Annotated in this window: 21 protein-coding genes; 12 read left to right on the top strand and 9 right to left on the bottom strand. The window is 64.4% G+C overall.

Features of this window, described 5'->3' with window-relative positions; all coding sequences use genetic code 11:
- The first annotated feature begins 10 nt into the window (after positions 1–10).
- Positions 11–1,798 carry a putative bifunctional diguanylate cyclase/phosphodiesterase gene (locus ACN0TK_RS07705; RefSeq protein ID WP_417308887.1) on the top strand — a complete coding sequence of 596 codons (1,788 nt, stop codon included), beginning with the start codon at positions 11–13 and terminating at the stop codon, positions 1,796–1,798.
- Positions 1,799–1,840: 42 nt separating this feature from the next.
- Here ACN0TK_RS07705 and ACN0TK_RS07710 read toward each other — a convergent pair whose 3' ends face one another.
- The 6 genes from ACN0TK_RS07710 to ACN0TK_RS07735 all read right to left on the bottom strand — a co-directional run bounded on the left by ACN0TK_RS07710 (position 1,841) and on the right by ACN0TK_RS07735 (position 5,586).
- Positions 1,841–3,196: an MFS transporter gene (locus tag ACN0TK_RS07710; RefSeq protein WP_417308888.1), complete on the bottom strand. Its 1,356-nt coding sequence runs from the start codon at positions 3,194–3,196 to the stop codon at positions 1,841–1,843.
- 140 nt (positions 3,197–3,336) lie between these two features.
- Entirely contained in the window at positions 3,337–3,786 is a 450-nt protein-coding gene (locus ACN0TK_RS07715) for a YybH family protein (RefSeq protein ID WP_417308889.1), read from the bottom strand.
- Positions 3,783–4,253, bottom strand: a complete 471-nt coding sequence (locus tag ACN0TK_RS07720) for an SRPBCC family protein (RefSeq protein ID WP_417308890.1) — start codon at positions 4,251–4,253, stop codon at positions 3,783–3,785. The genes ACN0TK_RS07715 and ACN0TK_RS07720 overlap by 4 nt, the downstream gene beginning before the upstream one ends.
- Positions 4,231–4,584, bottom strand: coding sequence for an ArsR/SmtB family transcription factor (locus ACN0TK_RS07725; protein ID WP_417308891.1), 354 nt, complete (start codon positions 4,582–4,584; stop codon positions 4,231–4,233). Before ACN0TK_RS07725 ends, ACN0TK_RS07720 begins: the two co-directional genes overlap by 23 nt.
- A 133-nt stretch (positions 4,585–4,717) precedes the next feature.
- A complete protein-coding gene (locus tag ACN0TK_RS07730; protein WP_417308892.1) occupies positions 4,718–5,134 on the bottom strand; it encodes a DUF2155 domain-containing protein in 417 nt (138 codons plus the stop codon).
- A gap of 17 nt (positions 5,135–5,151) precedes the next feature.
- On the bottom strand, positions 5,152–5,586 hold the full coding sequence (locus tag ACN0TK_RS07735) for an NADH:ubiquinone oxidoreductase subunit NDUFA12 (protein ID WP_417308893.1): 435 nt from the start codon (positions 5,584–5,586) through the stop codon (positions 5,152–5,154).
- Between the two features lie 688 nt (positions 5,587–6,274).
- Between ACN0TK_RS07735 and ACN0TK_RS07740 the strand changes: the two genes are divergently transcribed.
- The 3 genes from ACN0TK_RS07740 (at position 6,275) to ACN0TK_RS07750 (ending at position 11,354) form a co-directional block, all read left to right on the top strand.
- Positions 6,275–9,964, top strand: a complete 3,690-nt coding sequence (locus ACN0TK_RS07740; protein WP_417308894.1) for a vitamin B12-dependent ribonucleotide reductase — start codon at positions 6,275–6,277, stop codon at positions 9,962–9,964.
- Positions 9,965–10,083: 119 nt separating this feature from the next.
- A complete protein-coding gene (locus tag ACN0TK_RS07745) occupies positions 10,084–10,683 on the top strand; it encodes an ImmA/IrrE family metallo-endopeptidase (RefSeq protein ID WP_417308895.1) in 600 nt (199 codons plus the stop codon).
- Positions 10,684–10,727: 44 nt separating this feature from the next.
- On the top strand, positions 10,728–11,354 hold the full coding sequence (locus ACN0TK_RS07750; RefSeq protein ID WP_417308896.1) for a hypothetical protein: 627 nt from the start codon (positions 10,728–10,730) through the stop codon (positions 11,352–11,354).
- A 227-nt stretch (positions 11,355–11,581) separates the two neighbouring features.
- Here the strand turns inward: ACN0TK_RS07750 and ACN0TK_RS07755 are convergent, their stop codons facing one another.
- The gene (locus tag ACN0TK_RS07755) at positions 11,582–11,878 is read right to left on the bottom strand and encodes a GIY-YIG nuclease family protein (protein ID WP_417308965.1); all 297 of its coding nucleotides are present in this window, start codon (positions 11,876–11,878) and stop codon (positions 11,582–11,584) included.
- A gap of 500 nt (positions 11,879–12,378) precedes the next feature.
- Between ACN0TK_RS07755 and ACN0TK_RS07760 the strand changes: the two genes are divergently transcribed.
- The 3 genes from ACN0TK_RS07760 to ACN0TK_RS07770 all read left to right on the top strand — a co-directional run bounded on the left by ACN0TK_RS07760 (position 12,379) and on the right by ACN0TK_RS07770 (position 14,241).
- Complete coding sequence (locus ACN0TK_RS07760) at positions 12,379–12,933, top strand: DsbA family protein (protein ID WP_417308897.1); 555 nt, start codon at positions 12,379–12,381, stop codon at positions 12,931–12,933.
- Between the two features lie 5 nt (positions 12,934–12,938).
- On the top strand, positions 12,939–13,331 hold the full coding sequence (locus tag ACN0TK_RS07765) for a GFA family protein (protein ID WP_417308898.1): 393 nt from the start codon (positions 12,939–12,941) through the stop codon (positions 13,329–13,331).
- 73 nt (positions 13,332–13,404) lie between these two features.
- Positions 13,405–14,241, top strand: a complete 837-nt coding sequence (locus ACN0TK_RS07770; RefSeq protein WP_417308899.1) for an aldo/keto reductase — start codon at positions 13,405–13,407, stop codon at positions 14,239–14,241.
- 69 nt (positions 14,242–14,310) lie between these two features.
- On the opposite strand, the gene ACN0TK_RS07775 is transcribed toward ACN0TK_RS07770, so the two are convergent.
- Positions 14,311–16,176, bottom strand: coding sequence for an adenine deaminase (locus ACN0TK_RS07775; protein ID WP_417308900.1), 1,866 nt, complete (start codon positions 16,174–16,176; stop codon positions 14,311–14,313).
- A complete protein-coding gene (locus ACN0TK_RS07780) occupies positions 16,173–16,838 on the bottom strand; it encodes a helix-turn-helix domain-containing protein (protein WP_417308901.1) in 666 nt (221 codons plus the stop codon). The genes ACN0TK_RS07775 and ACN0TK_RS07780 overlap by 4 nt, the downstream gene beginning before the upstream one ends.
- A 220-nt stretch (positions 16,839–17,058) precedes the next feature.
- Between ACN0TK_RS07780 and ACN0TK_RS07785 the strand changes: the two genes are divergently transcribed.
- The 5 genes from ACN0TK_RS07785 to ACN0TK_RS07805 are packed head-to-tail and all read left to right on the top strand — an operon-like array spanning position 17,059 to position 22,445.
- Entirely contained in the window at positions 17,059–18,051 is a 993-nt protein-coding gene (locus tag ACN0TK_RS07785) for a BMP family protein (RefSeq protein WP_417308902.1), read from the top strand.
- A gap of 19 nt (positions 18,052–18,070) precedes the next feature.
- Positions 18,071–19,603 carry an ABC transporter ATP-binding protein gene (locus ACN0TK_RS07790; RefSeq protein WP_417308903.1) on the top strand — a complete coding sequence of 511 codons (1,533 nt, stop codon included), beginning with the start codon at positions 18,071–18,073 and terminating at the stop codon, positions 19,601–19,603.
- Entirely contained in the window at positions 19,600–20,679 is a 1,080-nt protein-coding gene (locus tag ACN0TK_RS07795) for an ABC transporter permease (protein ID WP_417308904.1), read from the top strand. The genes ACN0TK_RS07790 and ACN0TK_RS07795 overlap by 4 nt, the downstream gene beginning before the upstream one ends.
- 4 nt (positions 20,680–20,683) lie before the next feature.
- Entirely contained in the window at positions 20,684–21,634 is a 951-nt protein-coding gene (locus ACN0TK_RS07800; protein WP_417308905.1) for an ABC transporter permease, read from the top strand.
- A gap of 19 nt (positions 21,635–21,653) precedes the next feature.
- Positions 21,654–22,445: a TatD family hydrolase gene (locus ACN0TK_RS07805; protein ID WP_417308906.1), complete on the top strand. Its 792-nt coding sequence runs from the start codon at positions 21,654–21,656 to the stop codon at positions 22,443–22,445.
- Positions 22,446–22,463 lie beyond the last annotated feature (18 nt).

Genomic DNA, 22,463 nt, shown 5'->3' on the forward strand with positions numbered 1-22,463 from the left:
AGAGGATCGGATGGCCTCGCAGATCCCGCTCAACGCCTACCGTTCGGACGACCCGGATACGATGCATCGCCTGATCGAGGCGGTTCCATTCGCGGTCTTCGTCAAGGATGCGCAGAGCCGGTTCGTCGCGGTCAACACGATCATGGCCGACATGCTGGGCCGACCCGCCCGCGAGCTGATCGGCTACAAGGATCATGATCTCGTTCCCCATGAGCAGGCCGAAGCGTTTCGGCGCGATGACCTGCGGGTGCTGCAGTCCGGCCAGGACCTGCGCACCGAAGAGCTGTTCACCGCGCCCGACGGTGAGCTTAAGACGCTGCAATCGCACAAGAAGCGCATGACGCTGCCGGACGGTTCGCATCTCGTCGTCGGCACGCTCATCGACATCTCGGACCAACGGTCGGCGGAAGCCGTGACCTCCGAGCAGGCCACCCGCGACGCGCTGACCGGGCTCTACAACCGGCACCACTTCGAGCAACTGGTCGATGCGATCTGTGAAGACGCCGATCCCGACAGCGACAGCTATGCGCTGATGCTGGTCAATCTCGACACGTTCAAGCCGATCAACGACGCCTATGGGCTGACCATCGGCGACATCATCCTGTGCGAAGTCGCTTCCAAGCTCAGTCGCATCCTGCGCCGGGGCGACAACGCGCGCTCCGGCGATATCGTCGCGCGGCTCGGCGGCGATGAATTCGCCATCTGGTGCCGGCAGGATCAGGCGACTGCGCTCACCGGGATCACCCGGGTCGTCCACCGCATACTCGCGGATCTGCGCCGCCCCATCAATGCCGGCCAGGTCAGCCTCGGCATCGGCGCAACGATCGGCGTGGCGCGCTATCCGATCGACGGCACTGACATGCGCAGCCTGCTGCGGGCCGCCGATATCGCCATGCGCCGCGGCAAATCGGAAACCCGGGGCGGTTTCCGCACCTTCGAGGCGCGGTTGGGCGAGGAAACCCGCGAGCTGGCGCGGCTGGAAGCGGATCTGCGCGGCGCCATCGCCAGCGATCAGATCGTGCCGCACTACCAGCCGGTGATGTCCCTGCCCGACAATCGGCTCGTCGGCTTCGAAGTTCTGGCCCGCTGGCAGCATCAGACCCGCGGCTTGCTGCTGCCCGACCAGTTCATCTCCATCGCCGAGCGCATGGGGATCATCACCGATCTGACGAAATCCGTGCTGCGCCAGGCGGCGGCCGATGCGCTATGCTGGAATGCGCAGCTGCGCCTCTCACTCAACCTCTCGCCACTGCAGCTGTCGGATCCGACATTGCCCGACACGCTGCTCGAGGTTTTGGACAATGTGGGCCTCAGCCCGGCCAGGCTTGAGGTGGAGATCACCGAAAAGGCCCTGACCGGCGATCCGGATGTGTCCCGCGCCAACCTGCGGGCCCTTCACCGCGCCGGGGTGTCCGTGGCGCTCGATGATTTCGGCACCGGCTTTTCCGGCTTCAACCACCTGCGCGACCTGACCTTCGACAAGATCAAGATCGACCGCTCGCTGATCCGCTCGGTGGTGGACGATGACGACTGCGACAAGATCGTCAGCGCCATCTTCGGGCTGGCGCGCAGCCTTGGTCGCGGAGCGGTGGCCGAAGGCATCGAGGACGAAAAGACGCTCGCCCACCTTGTCGGTCAGGGCGCTCAATGCGGTCAGGGCAACCACTTCGGCCGTCCGGTCGCCGCCGAGATGGTGCCGGCCATGATCGCCCGGCTGGCCCGCGTCGCGTCCCCTGCCCCCAGACCCGCTGCGGTAGCGCCTGTCCCGCACGAGGCACGGGACAGCGAGACCGCATAGTGATCAAGGCCTCAAAGCGAGGCGATTACGTTTAGGAACAGGTCAGACCGGGCCAGATACGGTGGCCGCGGCCCCGCCGGCGTCGTCCTCGTCGCTGCCGGCGGCATAGGCTTTGGATAAAGCTCTGTATTGCGGCGAGTTGAGCGCCACGATGGTGACCAGCACACCAATCATCCCGGCGATGGTGAAGACGAGCGCGATCCCGCGGTCGGCGCCGGTGCCGAACCAGCCGCCGATGGTTTCGGCGCCGTAGCCGTCGGTCATGAACGGGATCACCAAAAACTGTGTCAGCGGCCCGATCAGGAAGGCGGTCAGCGGCGAAGCAGCCTGCTCGACCGACTGGGCAAAACCGAACACCCGGCCCTGGCGCTCCAGCGGCACCACTTTCTGCAGCGTCGTGTGCTCGGCGGCTTCGGCATAGGGCCCGAGGAACATCCAGACAAAACACCCGGCGACCAGCAGCCAGAAGGACGGCTGGATGGTGAAGACACAGCAGGCCGACCAGGTGATCAGGTTGACCAGCAGCAGCGTGCGCAACGGGTTCTTTCCGAGCCCGGTCCGCGAAATCAGGATGCCGCTGATGATGAAGGCGACCGAGAGCACGCCGAAGGTGAAGCCCCAGGCCTGCACCGACACCAGCGACAGGCCGTATGCGTCGAGCAGCGCCATGAAGATGCCGCCGAGGAAGTTGTTGAAGGTGGCGAAAAAGATCAGCGCGAAAAGCCCCGGGACAGCGGCGATGACGCGCACGGTGCCGCGGATATCGATGGTCTTGGGCGCCGCCTCTTCGCCGGGCGCGGGCTCGACCTCGGTCTCGTCCATCCGGATCCGGCTCATGTGCACCAGAACCAGCAGCGTGAGGACGATCGCAAGCCCGAGTGTCGCCACCATCCCGCCCCAGGCGACCAGCACGCCGCTGATCATCGAGGTCGTCAGGAATCCGATCCCCGTAACCATGCCGACCAGCCCGTTGGCCTTGTCCCGTTCGGGCTCCGGGATCAGGATGGTGACGATGGTTGTGAGCGCGATCGACCGGATATTGCCGGCCATCACGCCGAACATCGAAAGGATCACGAAGACCCACAGGTACCAGCCATAGGGGTCGGTGAAGGCGCCCTCCGGCTCGAGCGCCACCATGGCCATGGCGGCAGCGTAGAAGCCCAGCGACACGGCGCTCGAGCCGAGCATGACGCGCTTTTTCGGGTTGTGATCGACGAGGCTGCCGAGCCAGAACCCCAATGCCGCCGTGAGGATCAGGTAGATGCCGGCAATCATGCCGGTGGCGAAGACCGATTGCGTCTCGATGAACACCCAGAACGTCAGGGCGAACCACACCGTGAAGTTGGTGACATTGGCCACCAGGTTGTTCCCCAAAACGTTGTAAAAGGTCCTGCGCATTGCGTCCCCCCGCAACTGCCGTTCTACTCGTGCTTATAAAGGCGGGCGGCGGCCCTGCGTAAGCGTAATCGTCAGTGCGGTACCGCGCTCAAGCAGTGGCAGCGGAAATCTCGGTTTCATCGTCGTACTGGTAGCCGACATCACACGGCCTCCGGTTCCAGATTCATCAGCGCGCGATCGCTGCCATCCATTGCGAACGGCACCGACTCGTGCTCATGGGCGATCAGCCAGCGGCCGTCGCGGCGCTGCAGCAGCGTCGTCGTCCGCATCCACCACGCCGCCAGTTCCCCCTCATGGGTGGGCGCGCTGATGTGGACGAAGCCGTTTGCCACGGCCAGATCGCCGCTCACCGCTATCCTGAGTTCGCGCGTCTGCCGCTCGACTGGTCCAGCCCAGGATGACAGCCACAGCGCCAGTTCCGCCTCGTCGATCGGTTTGCCGAGTGGCGGCGCAAGGTCGAAGATCAGTGCATCGGGCAGATAGAGCGCGCAGATCGCCACCGCATCGCGCGCCAGCAGGCCCTGCCGCAGCGCCTCGAACACGTCGGTGATCGCGTGCGTCGTTTGCACATCGGTCTGCTGCGCCGTCATATGAGCGCCTCGGTCAGGTCAGCCAGCCGGTCGAAGCTGCTGTTCCAGCCTTCCCCATGGCCATCGCGGATCGAGGCGGCTTCGAACGGGGTCTGGTGAAACACCATGCGCGTGCGGCCGTCCTCGGTGTCGGTCAGGATCACCGTGACGATGGTCTCCGGCCCGCCGTCCCACTGGAAGGTGAAGACCAGCTTCTCGTTCGGCACGATTTCGCAATACGTGCCGCCCTGCCACAAATCGCCCTGCGGACCCTCTGCCTTCGGCCCGGCGCGTAGGCAGCCGCGCCACTTGCCGCCAACCCTCACGTCCTGTTCGAACACGGCCGCCGGATAATCGCGCGGCCCCATCCAGCGGACCGTATGTGCGGGGTCGGTCCACAGCTTGAACACCAGTTCGCGCGGCGCGTCGAACACCCTGACGATCGTCAGGTCGTGTGCTGCGCCTTCACTTTCCGCTGCCGCTTCCATCCGCATCCTCCTGTTTCAGCTCTGAGATATAGTCATCCATCCGGTCGAAGCTCTGCTCCCAGTGGCGCCGGTATTGCTCGAGCCAGTCGGCGACAGTGCGCAACTGCGCCCCTTCGAGCCGACACGGCCGCCACTGCGCCTCCCGTCCGCGCGAAATCAGCCCCGCCTGCTCAAGCACCTTCAGATGGCGCGAGATGGCCGGCAGCGAGATGTCGAATGGCTCGGCCAGGGCGTTGACCGAGGCCTCTCCGTGACTCAGCTGCTCAAGGATCGCCCGTCTCGTCGGGTCGGCCAGCGCGGCAAAGGTCAGGGAGAGCGGATCGGTCTGCATACTTCACGCTTTCGTTAAATAACGTCTTCGTTAAATATCGGATACGGATGTCCGTCAAGCGCTCATGCGCCTGTTCGGCATGTCCGGGTCTGGAGATATGGGGAATCGGCGGTTGCCCGCCCCGCGCTTCCGCCTAGTTGGCGTCGGGCGGCGGTACGTCGGAGCTGGTCTTGCAGTCGATCAGCCAGATGTCATAAACGGCGTGATCGATGGCGTTCAGCGCCGGGCTGTCGGCAAACATCCAGCCGGTGAAGACGCGCTGGATAGATCCCTTGAGACTCACCTGGTCAACCTCGACGAACACGGTCGTGCGCTGGGTCTCGGTCGGCGGGCGCGTATAGCAGGCACGCGGCGTGATCTGCAGCGCGCCGAACTGCACGGTCTCATCTATATAGACGTCGAAATTGGTGATCCGGCCGGTGATCTTGTCGAGCCCGGAGAATTCGGCGATCGGATTGGCAATCGTGTCGGCCAGCGCCGCAGGGGCGCCCAGCGCGAGTGCCGCCGCGAGCGTTGCACCCGCAATCCATGTCGAAGCTCGAAAACCCATAAGGATGCTGGACGGTCCTATTCGGGCGACCAGGCGTCGTAGTCGCCGGTCACGCGCGGGCGCTCGCCCTTGTTGAGCAGGCTGCCATCCGGACGGTAGGCCAGCGGCGTACCGGTCAGGTTGGGCAGATGCGCCTTCTGCCACTCGCGCGGCACATATTCGGTCTCGGTCGGCGGCACGTGAGTGCGATAATGCATCCAGCCATACCAGCCGGGGGGAATCGTCGTCGGGTCGGCATAGCCGACATCGTAGATCACCATGCGGCGCTCGTAGCCGTTGGGGCCGATCTTGCCGTTCTTGGAGCGGTAGTACTTGTTGCCGAACTCATCGGAGCCGACATATTCGCCCTGCGTCGCCGCCCACAGCCGCGTTCCCCAGGTATTGCCCCGCCACCAGGCGAAGATTTCCGTCAGGAAGGCTTTCCAGCTGAAGTCGTCACGCTCGCGTGCCATGCGTCTCGTCCGTATGCGTTCGCGGGCCATGCGAGAGGCACGGCCGACCTGTTGTCGAAGCGTCTAACATGGGCCGCTGCGCCGGACCAGTCCCAACCGCTGTTGCACCGCAACCACTACAGCTTGTGTTCCGACCGCCACCGCATCCGGGTCACTTGGTAGCCGGCATATGAAGGAAATATTGCACTTGACACATTTCGCACCGGATTCTGCGTAGCCGGTAGCGCCGTGCCTTCATCCTCAACCTCGCTCTCAAAGCGCTTCAAGAGCCTCGAAATTCTCATGGGTTAGCGGGCAAAGCGGCAGTGCGATGGCATCGGGGGCGAGCGAAAATTGACCATCTGAATCGCGATTCGGCGCTTCAGTCTTTTCCCCACAATCCACATATGACACACTGGATTTAGGCACGGGATACCGCCAATGCCACTATCAGTTGTGTCGTGTGACCTGATCGCGCCATTGACCGACTCAGTGACTCACGCAAAACATTCGGACGTTGCGTGGCTCCTCCCGGACGGCGTGACAGGTACGTGGGTGCGAACGGCCGGCACGGATCGGCTGAGGCGCCCGACGGGGCTCTTACGGTCGTTGCGGCGGCCGCTAAAACAGCGTCAGACAAGAGGCAAAGGCCGCCCAAACAGCGGTCACGGGCGTTTGCGTCCGATTCAAACTGGGGAACTATAAGCGAATGCGCATTGAACGGCGGTACACCAAGGCCAGCGAGAGCCCCTATGCGGGCATCGAGTTCCGCTCGACCACCAGCGAAATCCGCAATCCGGATGGGTCGATTGTTTTCAAGCTCGAGGACGTGCAGGTCCCCAATAGCTGGTCGCAGGTTGCGGCCGACATCATCGCGCAGAAATATTTCCGCAAGGCCGGCGTCGCCAAGGTGCTGAAGCGGGTCGAGGAAAATTCCGTCCCGTCCTGGCTGTGGCGCTCCGTTCCCGACGAGAAGGCGCTGGCCAAGCTCCCCGAAGACGAGCGCTACGGCTCGGAAACCGATTCCCGTCAGGTGTTCGAGCGGCTCGCCGGCACCTGGACCTACTGGGGCTGGAAGGGCAACTACTTTGCTTCCGAGGAGGACGCGCGCGCCTTCTTCGACGAGCTGTGCTATATGCTGGCGACCCAGAAGGTGGCGCCGAACTCCCCTCAGTGGTTCAACACCGGCCTGCATTGGGCCTATGGCATCGACGGCCCCGGCCAGGGGCACTTCTACGTCGACCCCTTCACCAAAAAGCTCGTCTCGTCCAAATCGGCCTATGAGCATCCGCAGCCGCATGCGTGCTTCATCCAGTCCGTCGCCGATGACCTCGTCAACGAGGGCGGCATCATGGACCTGTGGGTGCGCGAGGCGCGCCTGTTCAAATATGGCTCCGGTACCGGCTCCAACTTCTCGGCGCTGCGCGGTGAAGGCGAGCGTCTGTCGGGCGGCGGCAAGTCGTCGGGCCTGATGAGCTTTCTGAAGATCGGCGACCGTGCAGCGGGCGCCATCAAGTCGGGCGGCACCACGCGTCGCGCCGCCAAGATGGTGGTGGTCGATATCGATCACCCCGATATCGAGACCTACATCAACTGGAAGGTGAAGGAGGAGCAGAAGGTCGCGGCGCTCGTCACCGGCTCCAAGGTCGTCTCCAAACACCTCAAGGCCATCATGAAGGCCGCGGTGAACTGCGACGGCAATGGCGACGACTGCTTCGACGTCACCAAGAACCCTGCCCTCAAGCGCGAAGTGCGTGCGGCCAAGAAGGCGCTGGTGCCCGAGAACTACGTCTACCGGGTCATCCAGTTCGCCAAGCAGGGCTATACCGATCTCGAATTCCCGATCTACGACACCGACTGGGATTCCGAGGCCTATCTGACCGTTTCCGGCCAGAACTCGAACAATTCCGTCCGCGTCACCGACGACTTCCTCAAGGCGGTCGAGGATGATGGCGAGTGGAACCTCAACGGTCGCATCACCAAGAAGGTGACCAAGACGCTCAAGGCCCGCGATCTGTGGGAACAGATCGGCTATGCCGCCTGGGCCTCGGCCGATCCGGGCATCCAGTACCACACCACCATCAACGAGTGGCACACCAGCCCGGCCGCCGGCCCGATCGTCGCGTCGAACCCGTGCTCGGAATACATGTTCCTCGACGACACGGCGTGTAACCTCGCCTCGGTCAACCTGCTGCCCTACCGCAACAAGGACTCGAGCTTCGACGTCGCCGCCTTCGAGCACACCTGCCGGCTGTGGACCATCGTCCTCGAAGTCTCGGTGATGATGGCGCAGTTCCCGTCCAAGGCGATTGCCGAGCGCTCGTTCGAATACCGCACGCTGGGCCTCGGCTACGCCAATATCGGCGGCCTGCTGATGACCTCGGGCATTCCCTATGATTCCGAGCAGGGCCGCGCCATCGCCGGTGCCATCACCGCCGTGATGACCGGCGTCGCCTATGCCACCTCGGCCGAAATGGCCGGTGAGCTCGGCGCCTTTGCCGATTACGAGCGCAATGCCGAGCCGATGCTGCGGGTCATCCGCAACCATCGCAACGCCGCCCATGGCAAGACCGACGGCTATGAAGGCCTGTCGATCCTGCCGGTGGCGCTCGACCACGCCAATATCGGCGACGCGACGCTGTCGACCCGCGCCAAGGCGGTGTGGGACGATGCGCTCAAGCTCGGCGAGAAGCACGGCTATCGCAATGCGCAGGTCTCTGTGATCGCCCCGACCGGCACCATCGGCCTCGTCATGGATTGCGACACCACCGGCATCGAGCCCGACTTCGCGCTCGTGAAGTTCAAAAAGCTCGCCGGCGGCGGCTACTTCAAGATCATCAACCGCGCCGTCCCGCCGGCGCTGCGCACGCTCGGCTATTCGGAAAGCCAGATCGCCGAGATCGAGGCCTATGCCGTCGGTCACGGCAATCTCAACCAGGCCCCGGGCATCAACCCCTCGACGCTGCGCGCCAAAGGCTTCACCGACGACAAGATCGAAGCCCTGAACGGCGCCACCAAGGCCGCGTTCGACATCAAGTTCGTCTTTAACCAGTGGACCCTGGGCGTTGATTTCCTGAAGTCTTTGGGTGTCACCGACGAGCAGCTCAGTGACATGAGCTTTGACCTCCTCGCCTTCCTCGGCTTTTCCAAAAAAGACATCGAAGCGGCCAATACCCATATCTGTGGCGCTATGACCCTCGAAGGAGCCCCGCACCTCAAGGACGAGCATCTGCCGGTGTTCGATTGCGCCAATCCCTGCGGCAAGATCGGCAAGCGCTACCTCAGTGTCGACAGCCACATCCTGATGATGGCGGCGGCGCAGCCCTTCATTTCGGGCGCCATTTCCAAGACCATCAACATGCCGAACGACGCGACGGTCGAGGACGCCAAGAGCGCTTACATGCTGTCGTGGCGTCTGGCGCTCAAGGCCAATGCGCTCTATCGCGACGGCTCCAAGCTGAGCCAGCCGCTCAATGCCTCGCTGCTCGCCGATGCGGATGACGAGGATGAGGACGAGGCCGCCGAGGCCCTGCTCGCTGCCAACCAGGCCGCGCGCATCCCGGCCGTGGCCGAAAAGGTGGTCGAGCGCATCATCGAGCGTGTCCGCGACCGCGAAAAGCTGCCGAACCGGCGGAAGGGTTACACCCAGAAGGCCAATATCGGTGGCCACAAGGTCTACCTGCGCACAGGCGAGTTCGACGACGGGCGGCTGGGCGAGATCTTCATCGACATGCACAAGGAAGGCGCCGCCTTCCGCGCGATGATGAACAACTTCGCCATCGCCATCTCGCTCGGTCTGCAGTACGGCGTGCCGCTCGACGAATATGTCGAGGCTTTCACCTTCACCCGCTTCGAGCCGGCCGGCATGGTGATGGGCAACGACCGGATCAAGAACGCCACCTCGATCCTCGACTATATCTTCCGCGAGCTGGCCGTGAGCTATCTCGACCGTGAGGATCTGGCCCATGTCAATCCGGAAAGCCCGACGGCGCTGAGCAAGGAAGGCGAAGGCCATCGCCCCACCCCGGTGCCGGCCCAGCAGTTCGTCTCGCGCGGCATGACCCGTGGCAAGGTGAAGGACCAGAACCTGATGCTGGTGCCCGGTGGGCTCACCGCTCAGCAGGCCAATCCGGTCGCAGCCATGCAGACGTCGACGGTGACGGCGCTCAAATCAGCCAGCGCGCTGAAGACCGAGCCCAACCCGCACGTCCTCAACGAAGCCGAACTCAACCCCGTCCCGACCCCGCCGGCCAGCCAGGACATCGGCCAGCTGCGCTCCCAGGCTCAGATGCAGGGTTATACCGGCGACCAGTGCTCGACGTGCAACTCGATGCGCATGAAGGTGAGTGGGCACTGCATGGTCTGTGAGGATTGCGGAACGACGACGGGGTGTAGCTGAGGGAGAACCACACAGGTTCGCAAACTAACCTCGGGCACGCCAAGTGCCCGAGGTTCCTTCGACTAATAGGGACGGCCCAAGGGACTAGGTAGAACAGAAACATCTAGAGAGATCGTATGATGCGTAAGTTCGACAAACGAGCCGCTAAGCTTCGAGACATTCTGGGACTGACCAACGCACGAAGGCTCGACGCCACTGAGCTCCTTGAGCGCGCGGCAGTTTCCGGGCTCATCATCGGCCATGAAGAGGTCGAAGATGCCTCGCTTCCGTACGATGCAGCTCAATGGCATGCCGAGCCGAAGAAAATAATAATCCGTCAGTCGGTCATGTTGCGTTCGGTGGAGGACGATCCTCGCCCACTTTTCACTGTGGCCCACGAACTCGCTCACGCGGTGCTGGGACATCCGACCCGAAATCGGAGAGCTTCCGGGCAGCTGCAGTTTGGTCGACACATTGAACAGCAAGAGGCGGATGCGGATGCGCTGGCAGCCGCCCTGCTCGCGCCGATGGACCTCATAGTCGACTTACAGCCCACTTCCGCGAGGGTGATTGCTGAGGAATTTGGAATCCCGATCTGGATCGCGGAACGACGGCTAGTCGATTACCAGAAGTCTCCAGCTTACGCTGGTCGCCGGCTGCTCCTCATTGAACGGGAAACATTCGATACGGGAGACTACGAAGCGGCGATGCGAGCGATGGCTAGGAACGCCGAGCGCTAGCATGATCATTCGAATTCCATATAGGCCAATCCCTGGGCCTGATCGTGTCTGACGACCAACAATCATTCAAGTTCAACGATGATGCGAGAACAATCGCAGACCGCACCGTCGTAAAAAACTCCTACGAGCTCGCACTCAATAGTCTTTCTAGACTTTCTTCATATGGATCGGCAGGCGAATCCGTCGATGCACACGGCGAAGTGGCGACACGCCAAACTCAGCTAGCAACCGAAGACGTGCTGCATTTAGCAATATCGCTGCGACGATTGATTTCCGCCAACCAGATACATAACAGGGCAAAGAACATTTCGGTTCCAAGTATCAGCTTTCGAAGCGCAGATCGCTATGGTGTAAATTCATTTATTGATGGCGAGTACACACTTTGGAGCGCGCTCAATAAATTGATACATTCCACCGAGCTCCGCCTACTCAATTTCTCTTTTGAAGCGCTACTTGAATCTAGAATGCTGACCGCATCAGACATCTATCACCTGACACTAAATCGTCATCAGTATCGTTTCCCACCGGTGTGCATCCTAAAAACCGAAAATGGTCAGCAAGCGAAGTTCCACGTCTCCGCCTTGTGCGATGCGGCTGGAGACGCATTGGAGGCAGCCGAAGAAAAGGCTGGTGAGATCAATATATTCCTTGGGTCATTGTACACAGATTAGTACTCCAGCTTGGTGATCGCAGCGGTAGGTAAGTACTGTAGCTGCAACCCAATTCATGAACAGAGATCTAGCCGTGCTTGGTGATCGTTCGGCAGCATTCCCATCAGCCCTCATGGTGAGCCTGTCGAACCACGAGGGCGTGTTACCATCGCGCAGTCCGCCTCGCCCTTCGACACGCTCAGGGTGAGGCTCCGCATCTCAGGATGACGCTCATTGGAGCGGTGCCCTCAATCGCCATCCCGTCCTCGTCCCCGCGCCAAGCGCGCCAGTTCCTCCCAATCCTGCGCCATCAGGGCTTCCTTCTTCGCCCGCGACCAGCCCTTGATCTGCCGCTCGCGCGCAAAACCCTCCAGCAGGCGCTCATAGTATTCGGCGTAGACCAGCACCACGGGCCGCCGACGATGCGTATAGCCAAGAACCAGCCCCTCGTTGTGCTCCCACACCCGTTCCTCCGGCGTCCGCTTGGTGCTGCCGACATAGTATGACCCATCCGCGCAGCGCAGCATGTAGACCCACAGGTGCAGGCTCTCATCCATGCTGGGATGGTCGGTCGAACGAAGGGATCGGGCAAGCGGAAAGCGCGAGGAGCGCCCGCCTCATCCTCCGACAGGCTCAGGATGAGGCTCACGGGTGGCTGCGCGCGCCATAGTTTGGTTGCGCGGACAGGGCACTCGGCCGTCAACAGCCCTCATGGTGAGCCCTCATCGTGAGCTTGCCGAACGGCGAACCACGAGAGCGTGGCACCGCCGCGCAACCAGCCGCGCCCTCCGACAGGCTCAGGGTGAGGCTCACAAGTCCAGCATCGGCCCTCAACTGATCTCCGCCCCTAGCCCCCTGCCACGATTAGCGCGCGCCACACCGCGTCCAGCTGCTCCAGCGCCGCTGCAACGCGTCCCGCAGCACCCGCTGCATCGGCATTCGACAAGCGCGCCAGACCCTCCTAGACTTTCCCCACCCACCGATCCGAGCGGCCTGCACAGGCGCCTGTGCCCCGCGCCGCTCCGCCAGCACGAAGAGACATCCCATGTCCGCACCCGCTCTCCGCGTCGATCCGCTCGTCTGGGGCCACGGCCCCAAGGAAATCGAAATCTTCCTCGAGCCCACCTGCCCCTATTCGGTCCGCACTTTCGACAAGCTCGACGACCTGCTCGCCGCAGCCGGCGAAGACAGGATCACGCTGCGCCTCCGCATCCAGTCGCAGCCCTGGCACATGTTTTCGGGCGTCATCACCCGCTGCATCTTCGCTGCGGCAACCCTGCCCGAGGGCAAAGAGGCCGCCAAAATGGTGCTGGCGGCGGTCGGCGCGCATCGCGAGGAATTCGAGTTCGATCACCACGCCACCGGCCCCAACCGCACGGCAACGCCCGACGACATCATCCGCCGCATCGAAAGCTACACCGGGCTCGAACTCATGGCGGCCTTCGACCATCCCGAGCTCGACAAGCCGATAAAGCTCGAATGCCGCTATGCCCGCCAGAACGGCATCCACGTCTCGCCGAGTTTTCTGATCGAAGGCATTTTCCAGCCCGACATGAGCAGCGGCGATGCCGTCGCCGACTGGGCCAGGCGGCTGAGCTGACCCCGATGTTCGATGCCGCTCCCGACACCGCAACCCATACCGCCGCCTGCCTCTGCGGTGCGGTCCGCGTCACCGCCAGGGGCGCGCCCGACCGGGTCGGCATCTGCCATTGCATGGATTGCCGCCGGCATTCCGGTGCGCCCTTCGGCGTCGCCGTCATCTTCGCCGAAGCAGCGGTCACCGTCAGCGGCGACACGAACGCCTACGAGGGCCGGCACTTTTGCCCGCGCTGCGGCAGCTCGGTGTTCTCGCGCACCGGCGACGAGTTCGAACTGGCGCTCGGTGCGCTCGATGCGCCGAACCAGGTCTTTCCCGGCTATGAACTCTGGACCACCCGGCGCGAGACCTGGCTGCCGCCTTTCCCCGTCACCGAGCATTATCCCCGCAACCGGACCTGAGGCCACACGCATCGCGGCTGTACGGAGGACCTCAAAAATGCTCCAACCTGCGGCAAACACTTAGGAGGAACCCATGACACTACCCGATCACACGCTCAACGATGGCACCACCCTGCCCGCCGTCGGCCTCGGCACCTATGGGCTGCGCGGCATCGAGGGCGCCGAAGCCATGGCGGCAGCGCTCGGCGAGGGCTATCGCCTGCTCGATTCCGCTGTGAACTATGAAAACGAGGGCGCCGTGGGCAAGGCGGTGCGCATGTCGGGCGTGCCGCGCGAGGAGATCCGCGTCACCTCAAAGCTGCCCGGCCGCCACCACAAGAAGGCCGCGGCGCTGATCGCCATCGAGGAATCGGTGCTGCGCACCGGGCTCGACTATCTCGATTTGTACCTCATCCACTGGCCCAACCCGAACCAGGGCCTGTTCGTCGAGGCCTGGGAGGCGATGATCGAGGCGCGCGAGCGCGGGCTGCTGCGCTCGATCGGCGTCTCCAACTTCCTGCCGGCCCATCTCGATCTCATCGTCGAAAAGACCGGTGTGGCGCCCAGCGTCAACCAGGTCGAGCTCCACCCCTATTTCAACCAGCCCGAGCAGCGCGAAGCCGACAAGTCGCACGGCATCGTCACCCAGGCCTGGTGCCCGCTCGGCAAGGGGTCTGACCTGTTCGATGACGACGTGATCACGTCGCTCGCCGAAAAGCACAACCGCACCCCGGCGCAAATCGTGCTGCGCTGGCATATCCAGCTCGGCACGCTGCCGATCCCGAAGTCCTCGAGCTCGGCCCGCCGCAAGGAAAACCGCGACATCGCCGATTTCACCCTCGACGATGCCGACATGGACAAGATCAACGGCCTCACCAAGCCGGACGGGCGCCTGTTCGACGCCGACCCGGCGACCCACGAGGAGTTCTGAGCGGGGGCGCATTGGTGTAATACGGAACGGGCGGCCAAATGGCCGCCCGCTTCGCTCGTAGTCAGCTGATTACCAGACGACCTTGTGGGTCCGCCCGGTCTGGATATCGACCAGCCCCTCGGGCGCGAGATCGTTCGGCGCCACGAGGTTCCAGTGCCATGGCGCGCAGGTGAGCGTCGCGAAGCCCAGCCGCTCGGGAAAGCCCGGCAGCCAGCGCGGGTGAAAGCTCGGCTCGTAGAGCCACTCCATCTCGGCCGCTTCGGCATAGAGCGCGTCCATTTCCGCAGCCAGCCCTTCCGCCGGCCGGCACGACATCAGCCCGGCAATCTCGTAGCGCACCGTGGCGACCAGCTTGCCCTCGCGCACCAGCGCCCAGCCGCCGCCGGTCTCGCTCAACGCGTTGACCGCCATGGCCATCGCCGCATCGGACGAGCCGACGCACCACACATTGTGCTTGTCATGCGCCAGCGAGGACGCGACGGCACTGTTCTCGGTCTTCGGTCCGCAGCCGAGCCAGAACATCCGTGCCACCTTGCCGGCGCCGGAATAGCGATCGACGATCGAGAATTTGGTGATGTTGCGCGCGGGGTCGCGCTGCACTGCCCCGTCCGCCACCGGCAGCGTGAAGGTCAGAAAGTCCTCGGTCCAGTGGAAGGGCCGCAGCACCGCCGCCTCGGCCGTCTGCTCCGGCCGCGGCGCCGCAATGGCAAAATCCTCGGCGGTCAGCGTGCGGCCGATCTGCACCGTGTTGCGGGCCCAGTCGGGCCAGTCGATCTTCGGCAGGGGCCCGGTGAAGGTGCCGCCCGCGGCTGCCTCCTGGCCATCGGCCCAGACCTTTTCGATCGCAAAGCTCTGCATGTCGGAGAGCAGCACCACGTCGCCGAAGCGCCCTGGCGCGATCGTCCCCACCCAGGGCGTCAGCCGCATGTGCCGCGCCGGGTTGATCGTCACGCATTGCACGGCAATCTCGGGGCTCAGCCCGTTCTCGATCGCGGTGCGCACATTGAGGTCGGTCGCCCCGCGCTTCAGCGTTTCGTTGGTGCTGCGGTCGTCGGTGGCGAAGGCGATCTGCGACCAGTCCGCCAGCCCGCGCCCGACGAGATCGCGGATGATCTCGGGCATGGTGTGGATGCGCAGTTCCATGAACAGCCCGTGGGTCAGCTTGTCCCAGAATTCCTCAGGCGTCATCGCCTCGTGGTCCGAAGCCAGCCCCGCCGCGGCGAAGGCATTGATGGTCGCAAGGTCGCGCAGCCCCGCGGCATGCCCCTCCACCACGCCGCGTCGTGCAAAGGTCGCCGCGATCATCCCCCAAAGCCGCTCATGCGAGGGGTTGTCGGCATTGATGATCGCCGGCCAGTCCATCACCTCGTCCAGCCCCGCAACCATCAGGCTTTCGCGCAAGAAGGCGTCCTGCTCGTCATGGCCGAGATGGCTGCCGCCCGCCTCATAGGCCGTGGGCGGCACGGCCGAGCCGGGCAGCGGAAAGATCTTCAGGGGCGAGCCCTGCCGCCGCGCCTCGAGCCAATAGTCGAGCGTATGGCTGGCCCGCACGTTGGAAAACTCGTGGCTCGCCTCGCAGGTCCAGGTGTTGCCGCGCGGAATCACCAGCGCCGCTTCGAATTCCGGCGTCAGGTGCGAGCTTTCGATATGCTTGTGCACTTCGCCGAGGCCCGGCACCGCCGACAGCTCCGGCTCGGCAAACCGCTCGCCGATCTCGCCGGGATAGGTCCCGGCATCGCCGACCCAGGCGATGCGCCGGCCGGAGAAGACGATCTCCTGATCTGCTTTCCAGGTCCGCGTCGCGACATCCAGCAACCGCCCGACCCGCAGCGAGCGGTCCGCCGCGACCCGGCCCAGCGCCACCTGCGTCAGCCGCTTGCGAATCGCCACCTCGCCCTGGGCATCGATCAGCAGGTCGTCGGGTCGTTCACTCATGAGCCAGAATCCTCGGCATCGGGAAAGGGAGAGCGCGCCGGGCCGGCACGCACCTGACAGATCGACAGGATACGCGCGCCCTGCGCATCGGCGCTGAAACCGTGGCTGGTGCTGCCGTCGAAATAGACGCTGTCGCCCGTCTCCAGCACGCGTGGTGCATAGGGGTCCATCTCGAACACCACACGCCCCGACAGCACATAGACGAATTCCTCGCCCTCATGCGCGCTGCGGATCCGCCCGGGCGTCCGGCCATCGGCCGGAATGTCGACGATCATCGGCTCCATGGACTTGGCCGCCAGTTCCGTCGCCAGCGCTTCATAAGCGCCCATCTCATTGGCGTAATGTGCACCCTGCCCGGCCTTGGTCACGGCGCGCGCGCCGAGCGCCGGACGGGATGGCCGGTCGCCCAGGAGCACCGCAAAATCGACGCCCAGTCCGGCCGCCAGCTTGGTCAGAATGCCATAGGCCGGCGCGGTCTGGTTGTTCTCGATCTTCGACAGTGTCGAGATCGAAACCCCGGTGATCCGTGCCAGCTCGGCCAGCGTCCAGCCGTTGCTGCGCCGCACCTCGGCCAGATAGGCGCCGACCGGCGCAACGACCGATTGACCGTCTGCGACGTCCTCAACTGCTGCGTCAGCGCCCGCGGCGCGCTCGTCACTCATCCCGGGGTTCTCAGCTTCGTGTCAAAGTGTGTTTGCCCAAAATACATGCAATTATCAAATCTGAAAAAAATGTAGACGACCCGAAAAACCGGTGCAATGATTGATTTGCGTTAACCGTCGGGAGCGGTGACAAGTCGGTGCAAGCGGCGCGCGTTCCCACCATCATCACACCCACTCGGGCGGCGGGGAGGCTGTTCGAGCACAGCTACGGACGCCTTTCATGATTCCAGTGTTCACCCGCCTCGCAACGGCCACCCGCCGCATTGCCCTGGCCGCCGCGGTCGTTGCCGCAGGTCTCGTTCCCGCAACTGCCGCCGACGATCTCAAGGTAGCGCTCATTCTGCCCGGCCCGATTTCCGACAATGACTGGAATGCCGGCGGCTATGCCGGTCTGATGGCCGCCAAGGATAACCTCGACATCGAGGTCGCCTATTCCGAAAACGTCGCCGATGCCGACGCAGAGCGCGTCATGCGCGATTATGCCTCGCGCGGCTATGGCCTCGTCATCGCCCATTCCTTCTCCTATGGCGCCGCCACGCTCGCCACCGCCGAGGATTATCCGGAAGTCATGTTCCTCGCCGGCACCGCCCAGGAGCTGGCCGAGAACGTCGGCACCTATGACAACCCCGACTATCAGGGCGCCTATCTCACCGGCATGCTCGCCGCCGGCGCCAGCGAGAGCGGCAAGATCGGCTGGGTCGGCGGCAACCCCGCGCCCAACATGCTCGCCAACTACCATGCCTGGAAGGCCGGTGCCGAAGCCGTCGATCCCGAGATCACGGTCATGCTGACCTGGATCGGTTCGTGGTTCGATCCGCCCAAGACCAAGGAAGCCTCCATCGCCCAGGTCGAACAGGGTGCAGACGTGCTCAGCGCCCAGGCCGTCGGCGTGATCGATGCTGCCGTGGAAAAGGACGTGCTGGCCATCGGCGCCGTGTCCGACCAGAACTTCCTCGGCCCCGATGTGGTGCTGACCAGCGTCCTGTGGGATCTCGGCCCGGTCTATACCGACGTAGCCAAATCCGTCATGGAGGGCACCTGGGAAAGCCGCGCCTGGACCTATGGCATCAAGGAAGGCTCGATCAAGCTCGCCGATTTCCACGGACTCGACAGCAATGTTGATCCCGCGGTCCTCGCCGAGGTCGAAGAGACCATGGCCGCCATCAAGGCCGGCGATTTCGTCGTCCCGCACGACACTTCGATGGTCGAATAACGCCAAAAGGTTCGTTCCTGTGGCCCAACCGGCAACACGCGCTGCGGTGCCGTCGCTCTCCTTGAGCGGCGTCACCGTGCGCTTCGGCGATTTCGTCGCCAATGACGACATCAGTCTCGATCTCATGGCTGGCGAAATCCACGCCGTGCTGGGCGAGAACGGTGCCGGCAAGACGACGCTCATGCGCGTCGTCGCCGGTCTCCTGGTCCCGCACCAGGGCGAAATCCGGGTCGAGGGCCGCACCGTGGCCCTCACCTCGCCCCTCGACGCCAGCGCCGAGGGCATCGGCATGGTGCACCAGCATTTCATGCTCATTCCCACCCTGACCGTCGCCCAGAACGTCGCCCTGGGTCAGCAAGGCGGCGGCCGCTTCCTGCCCCGCCTCGATGCCATTGCTGCCCGCATCCGCGAGATCGGCGAGACTTACGGCCTGCGCGTCGATCCCGATGCCTATGTGCGCGACCTGTCGGTCGCCAGCCAGCAGCGGGTCGAGATCGTTAAGGCGCTAGCCTCCGGCGCCCGCATCCTCGTTCTCGACGAGCCCACTGCGGTGCTCGCGCCTGCAGAGGTCCAGGGACTGTTCGAGGTGCTGCGCATGCTGGCTGCGGCCGGCACCAGCATCGTTTTCATCTCCCACAAGCTGAACGAGGTGATGCAGATCAGCGATCGCGTCACCGTGCTGCGCCGTGGCCGGCTCGTTGCGACGCTCCCCACCGCCGACACCGACCCGGGCGATCTGGCCCGGCGCATGATCGGCCAGGACCTGCCCACGGCCCGCACCAGAACGCCGTTCACCGGCACGGCCGAAGACATCCTTTCGGTGAGAGAACTCACCCTGCACGACGAACGCGGCATCGCCTGCGTCAACGACGTCTCGCTCACCGCTCGCCGCGGCGAAATCCTCGGCATCGCCGGTATCGACGGCAATGGCCAGCAGGAACTCGCCGAGGCCATCGTGGGCCTCCGCACCCCGCATTCCGGAACCCTGCGCATCAAGGGCATCGACGTCACACACCGCCCGCCGGGCGACCGCATCGCTCTGGGGCTGGCGCATATCCCCGAGGACCGGATCCGCACCGCGCTGGTCAACCTGCCGGTCGCCGACAATGCCGTGGTCGAGGCCATCGGCACGCCTCAGTTCTCCCGCGGCGCCGTGCTCGACCACAAGGCAATCGACAGTTTCAGCAGCCGCCTCATCGCCGGTTACGACGTGCGCTGCTCTGGCCCCGACCAAAACGTTTTGACGCTTTCGGGCGGCAACCAGCAGAAACTGGTCGTCGGCCGCGCCTTCGTACGAGATCCCGATCTCATCGTCGCGGTCCAGCCCGTGCGCGGGCTCGATATCGGCGCCACCAGCTTCGTCCACGACGAACTCGTGGCCCAGCGCGCCCGCGGCGCCGGCGTCATCCTCGTCTCGACCGAACTCGACGAGATCCTCAAACTGTCGGACCGCATTCTGGTGATGTTCGATGGCCGCATCGTCGGCGAACTCGACGGTTCTGGCGTCGACCTCGATCAACTCTCCCGCCTCATGACTGGACAATCGCAATGAGCACGGCTGCCCCGCCCGTGACCCCTGCCGTGCGCCGGCCCGCCGTTGCGCCGGCGCTCCGCGCCATCGCCTCGAGCGTCGGCGCGGTGCTGCTCGCCTTTGCGCTTTGCGCCATCCTGATCGCCTTGTGGCAGGTCAATCCGCTCACCGCGTATCTGGCACTGTTCGACGGTGCCTTCGGCAGCTGGAACAGTCTCGCCGAAACCCTGCTGCGCGCCGTACCGCTCACCTTTACCGGCCTCGCGGTTGCCATCGCCTTCCGCGGCGGCGCTTTCAATCTGGGCGGCGAAGGCCAGCTTTTCGTCGGCGCGACCGCCGCCGCTGCGGTCGGCCTCAACGCCGCCATGCTGCCACCGCTGCTGCTGATTCCGCTGATGATCCTCGCCGCTGCCCTCGCCGGCGCGCTGTGGTCCAGTCTTGCGGGCGTGATGAAGCTGCGCCTCGGCGCCAACGAGCTGATCACCACGATCATGCTCAACTATATCGCCATCTACCTCATCTCCTACCTGCTGCATGGCCCGATGCAGGAAGCGGCTGGCTATCTCGCCCAGACCGAGCGCCTCTCCCGTGCCACCGAATTCCCCGATCTCATTCCGCGGACAAGGCTGCACATGGGCGCCCTGCTGGCGCTGGTCATGGTCTTCGTCATGCATTTCGCGCTCTGGCACACGGTATGGGGCTACAAGCTGCGCGTCGTCGGCCTCAATGCGCGTACCGCGCTCAACTCCGGCATGAAGGTCGGCGCCCTGTCGCTCTCCGCCTTCCTCGTCAGCGGTGCGCTGGCCGGGCTCGCCGGCTACATGGAGCTGATCGGCGTCCAGCACCGCATGATCGAGAATTTCTCGCCCGGCTTCGGCTATACCGGCATCATCGTCGCGCTGCTCGGGCGCACCAATCCCTTCGGCGTCCTCGCCGCCGCCATCCTCTTTGCCGCGCTGCAGGTCGGCGGCACCAGCATGCAGAGCGCTGCGGGCGTCCCCAGCACCCTGACCCAGATCATCCAGGGCGTCGTCGTCCTCTTCGTCATCGGCCGCGGCGCCGGCGAGCTCTTCTCACGCATGCTGAAGCGAGCGTAACCCGATGGATCTTCTCGCGCTTTTGACATCGCCGGTGGCCGACGGCTTCTTCCAGGCCAGCATGCGGCTCACCGTGCCCATCATGCTCGCAGCGCTGGGCGGCATGATCGCCGAGCGCTCCGGCGTCCTCAACATCGGCCTCGAGGGCATGATGCTGGCGGGCGCCTTCACCGGCTTTCTCGTCGCCTATGGCACAGGCAATCTCTGGCTCGGCGCCCTCGCGGGCATGCTCGCAGGAGCCATGCTGGCGCTGATCCTGACCTTTTACACTGTCGTCCTTACCTCCAATCAGGTCGTCGTCGGCATCGCGCTCAATCTGCTCACCGTCGGCGCGACGAGCTTTGCCTATCGCGCCTTTTTCGGCATGGGCACGACGCAGCCGCGGGTCGATCCCTTTCCCACACTGCAGATCCCGGTCCTCTCCGACATTCCCGTGCTCGGGCCCCTGCTGTTCGAGCAGACCGCGCTGGTCTACGTCTCCCTCTGCGCCATCCCGGTCATCTGGTTCATCGTCACTCGCACGACGCCCGGCCTCGCGATCACCGCGGTCGGCGAACACCCAGAAGCCGCCGAAACCCTCGGCATTTCGGTCGCCCGCACCCGTACGCTCAGCCTCGTCGCCTCCGGCTTGCTTGCGGGGCTCGGCGGTGCCTTCCTGTCGCTCAGCGCTACGGGGCTGTTTCTCGACAACATGACCGCCGGCCGCGGCTATATCGCGCTCGCCATATTGGTGCTCGGACGCCGCCATCCGCTCGGTGTGCTTCTCGCCGCCATCATCTTCGGTGGCGCCGACGCGCTGCAGCTGCGCGGCCAGAACATGGGCATCGGTCTGCCCTATCAGTTCCTCGTCATGCTGCCTTATGTTCTCACCATCGGCGTCTTGATCGTCTTCGCCGGCCGCACGCGCGATCCCGCGGCGCTCGGCGAACCCTTCAAGCGCGCCCGCGCCGACTGACCCCTCCAGGACGTCCACCATGTTTATCGATAGCCACTGCCATCTCGATTTCGACGCATTCGACCCCGACCGCGAAGCGGTGATGCAGCGCGCCCGCGACGCCGGTGTCAACGCCTTCGTCACCATCTCCGTGCGGGTGAAGCAGTTCGATCGCGTGCTCGAGACCGCCCTCGCCTGGCCCCATGTCTATTGCGCCGTCGGCACGCTGCCGCACTATGCCGATGAGGAAACCGACGTCACCGCCGCCGATCTGGTGCGGATCGCCCAGCACCCCAAGGTCGTCGGCATCGGCGAATGCGGCTACGACCGTCTGCTCGGCGACGCGCCGTGGGACGATCAGGTCAAGGTCTTTGCCGAACACATCGCCGCCGCGCGCGAAACGCAATTGCCGCTGATCATCCATTCGGTGCGCGAGGACGCGGCGATGGCCGAAACCCTCGAAGCCGAGACGCGCAAGGGCGCCTTCCCGATCCTCATCCATGCCTTTTCCGGCCAGCGCGACTTCGCCGACCGCGTCCTGGCTCTCGGCGCCTATTGCTCTATCTCGGGGCTCGCGACCTATCCGGAATACGAGTATCTGCGCGACATCGTCCGCACCCTACCGGCCGACCGCATCCTCGTCGAAACCGACGCCCCCTCGCAAAACCCCGGCGCCGATCGCGACGGCCGCAACGAGCCGGCCAATATCCTCACCACTGCACAGCTGGTCGCCGACCTCAGAGGCCAGACCCTTGCCGAGCTCGGGGCGCAGACCACCGAGAATTTCTATCGCCTTTTCACCCGCGTGCCGCGCCTCACACCCGCGGCCTGACGCCATCCTCCCGGAGGG

Origin of the sequence: Devosia sp. (assembly GCF_048261455.1) — a bacterium.
Classification (GTDB): Bacteria; Pseudomonadota; Alphaproteobacteria; order Rhizobiales; family Devosiaceae; genus Devosia_A.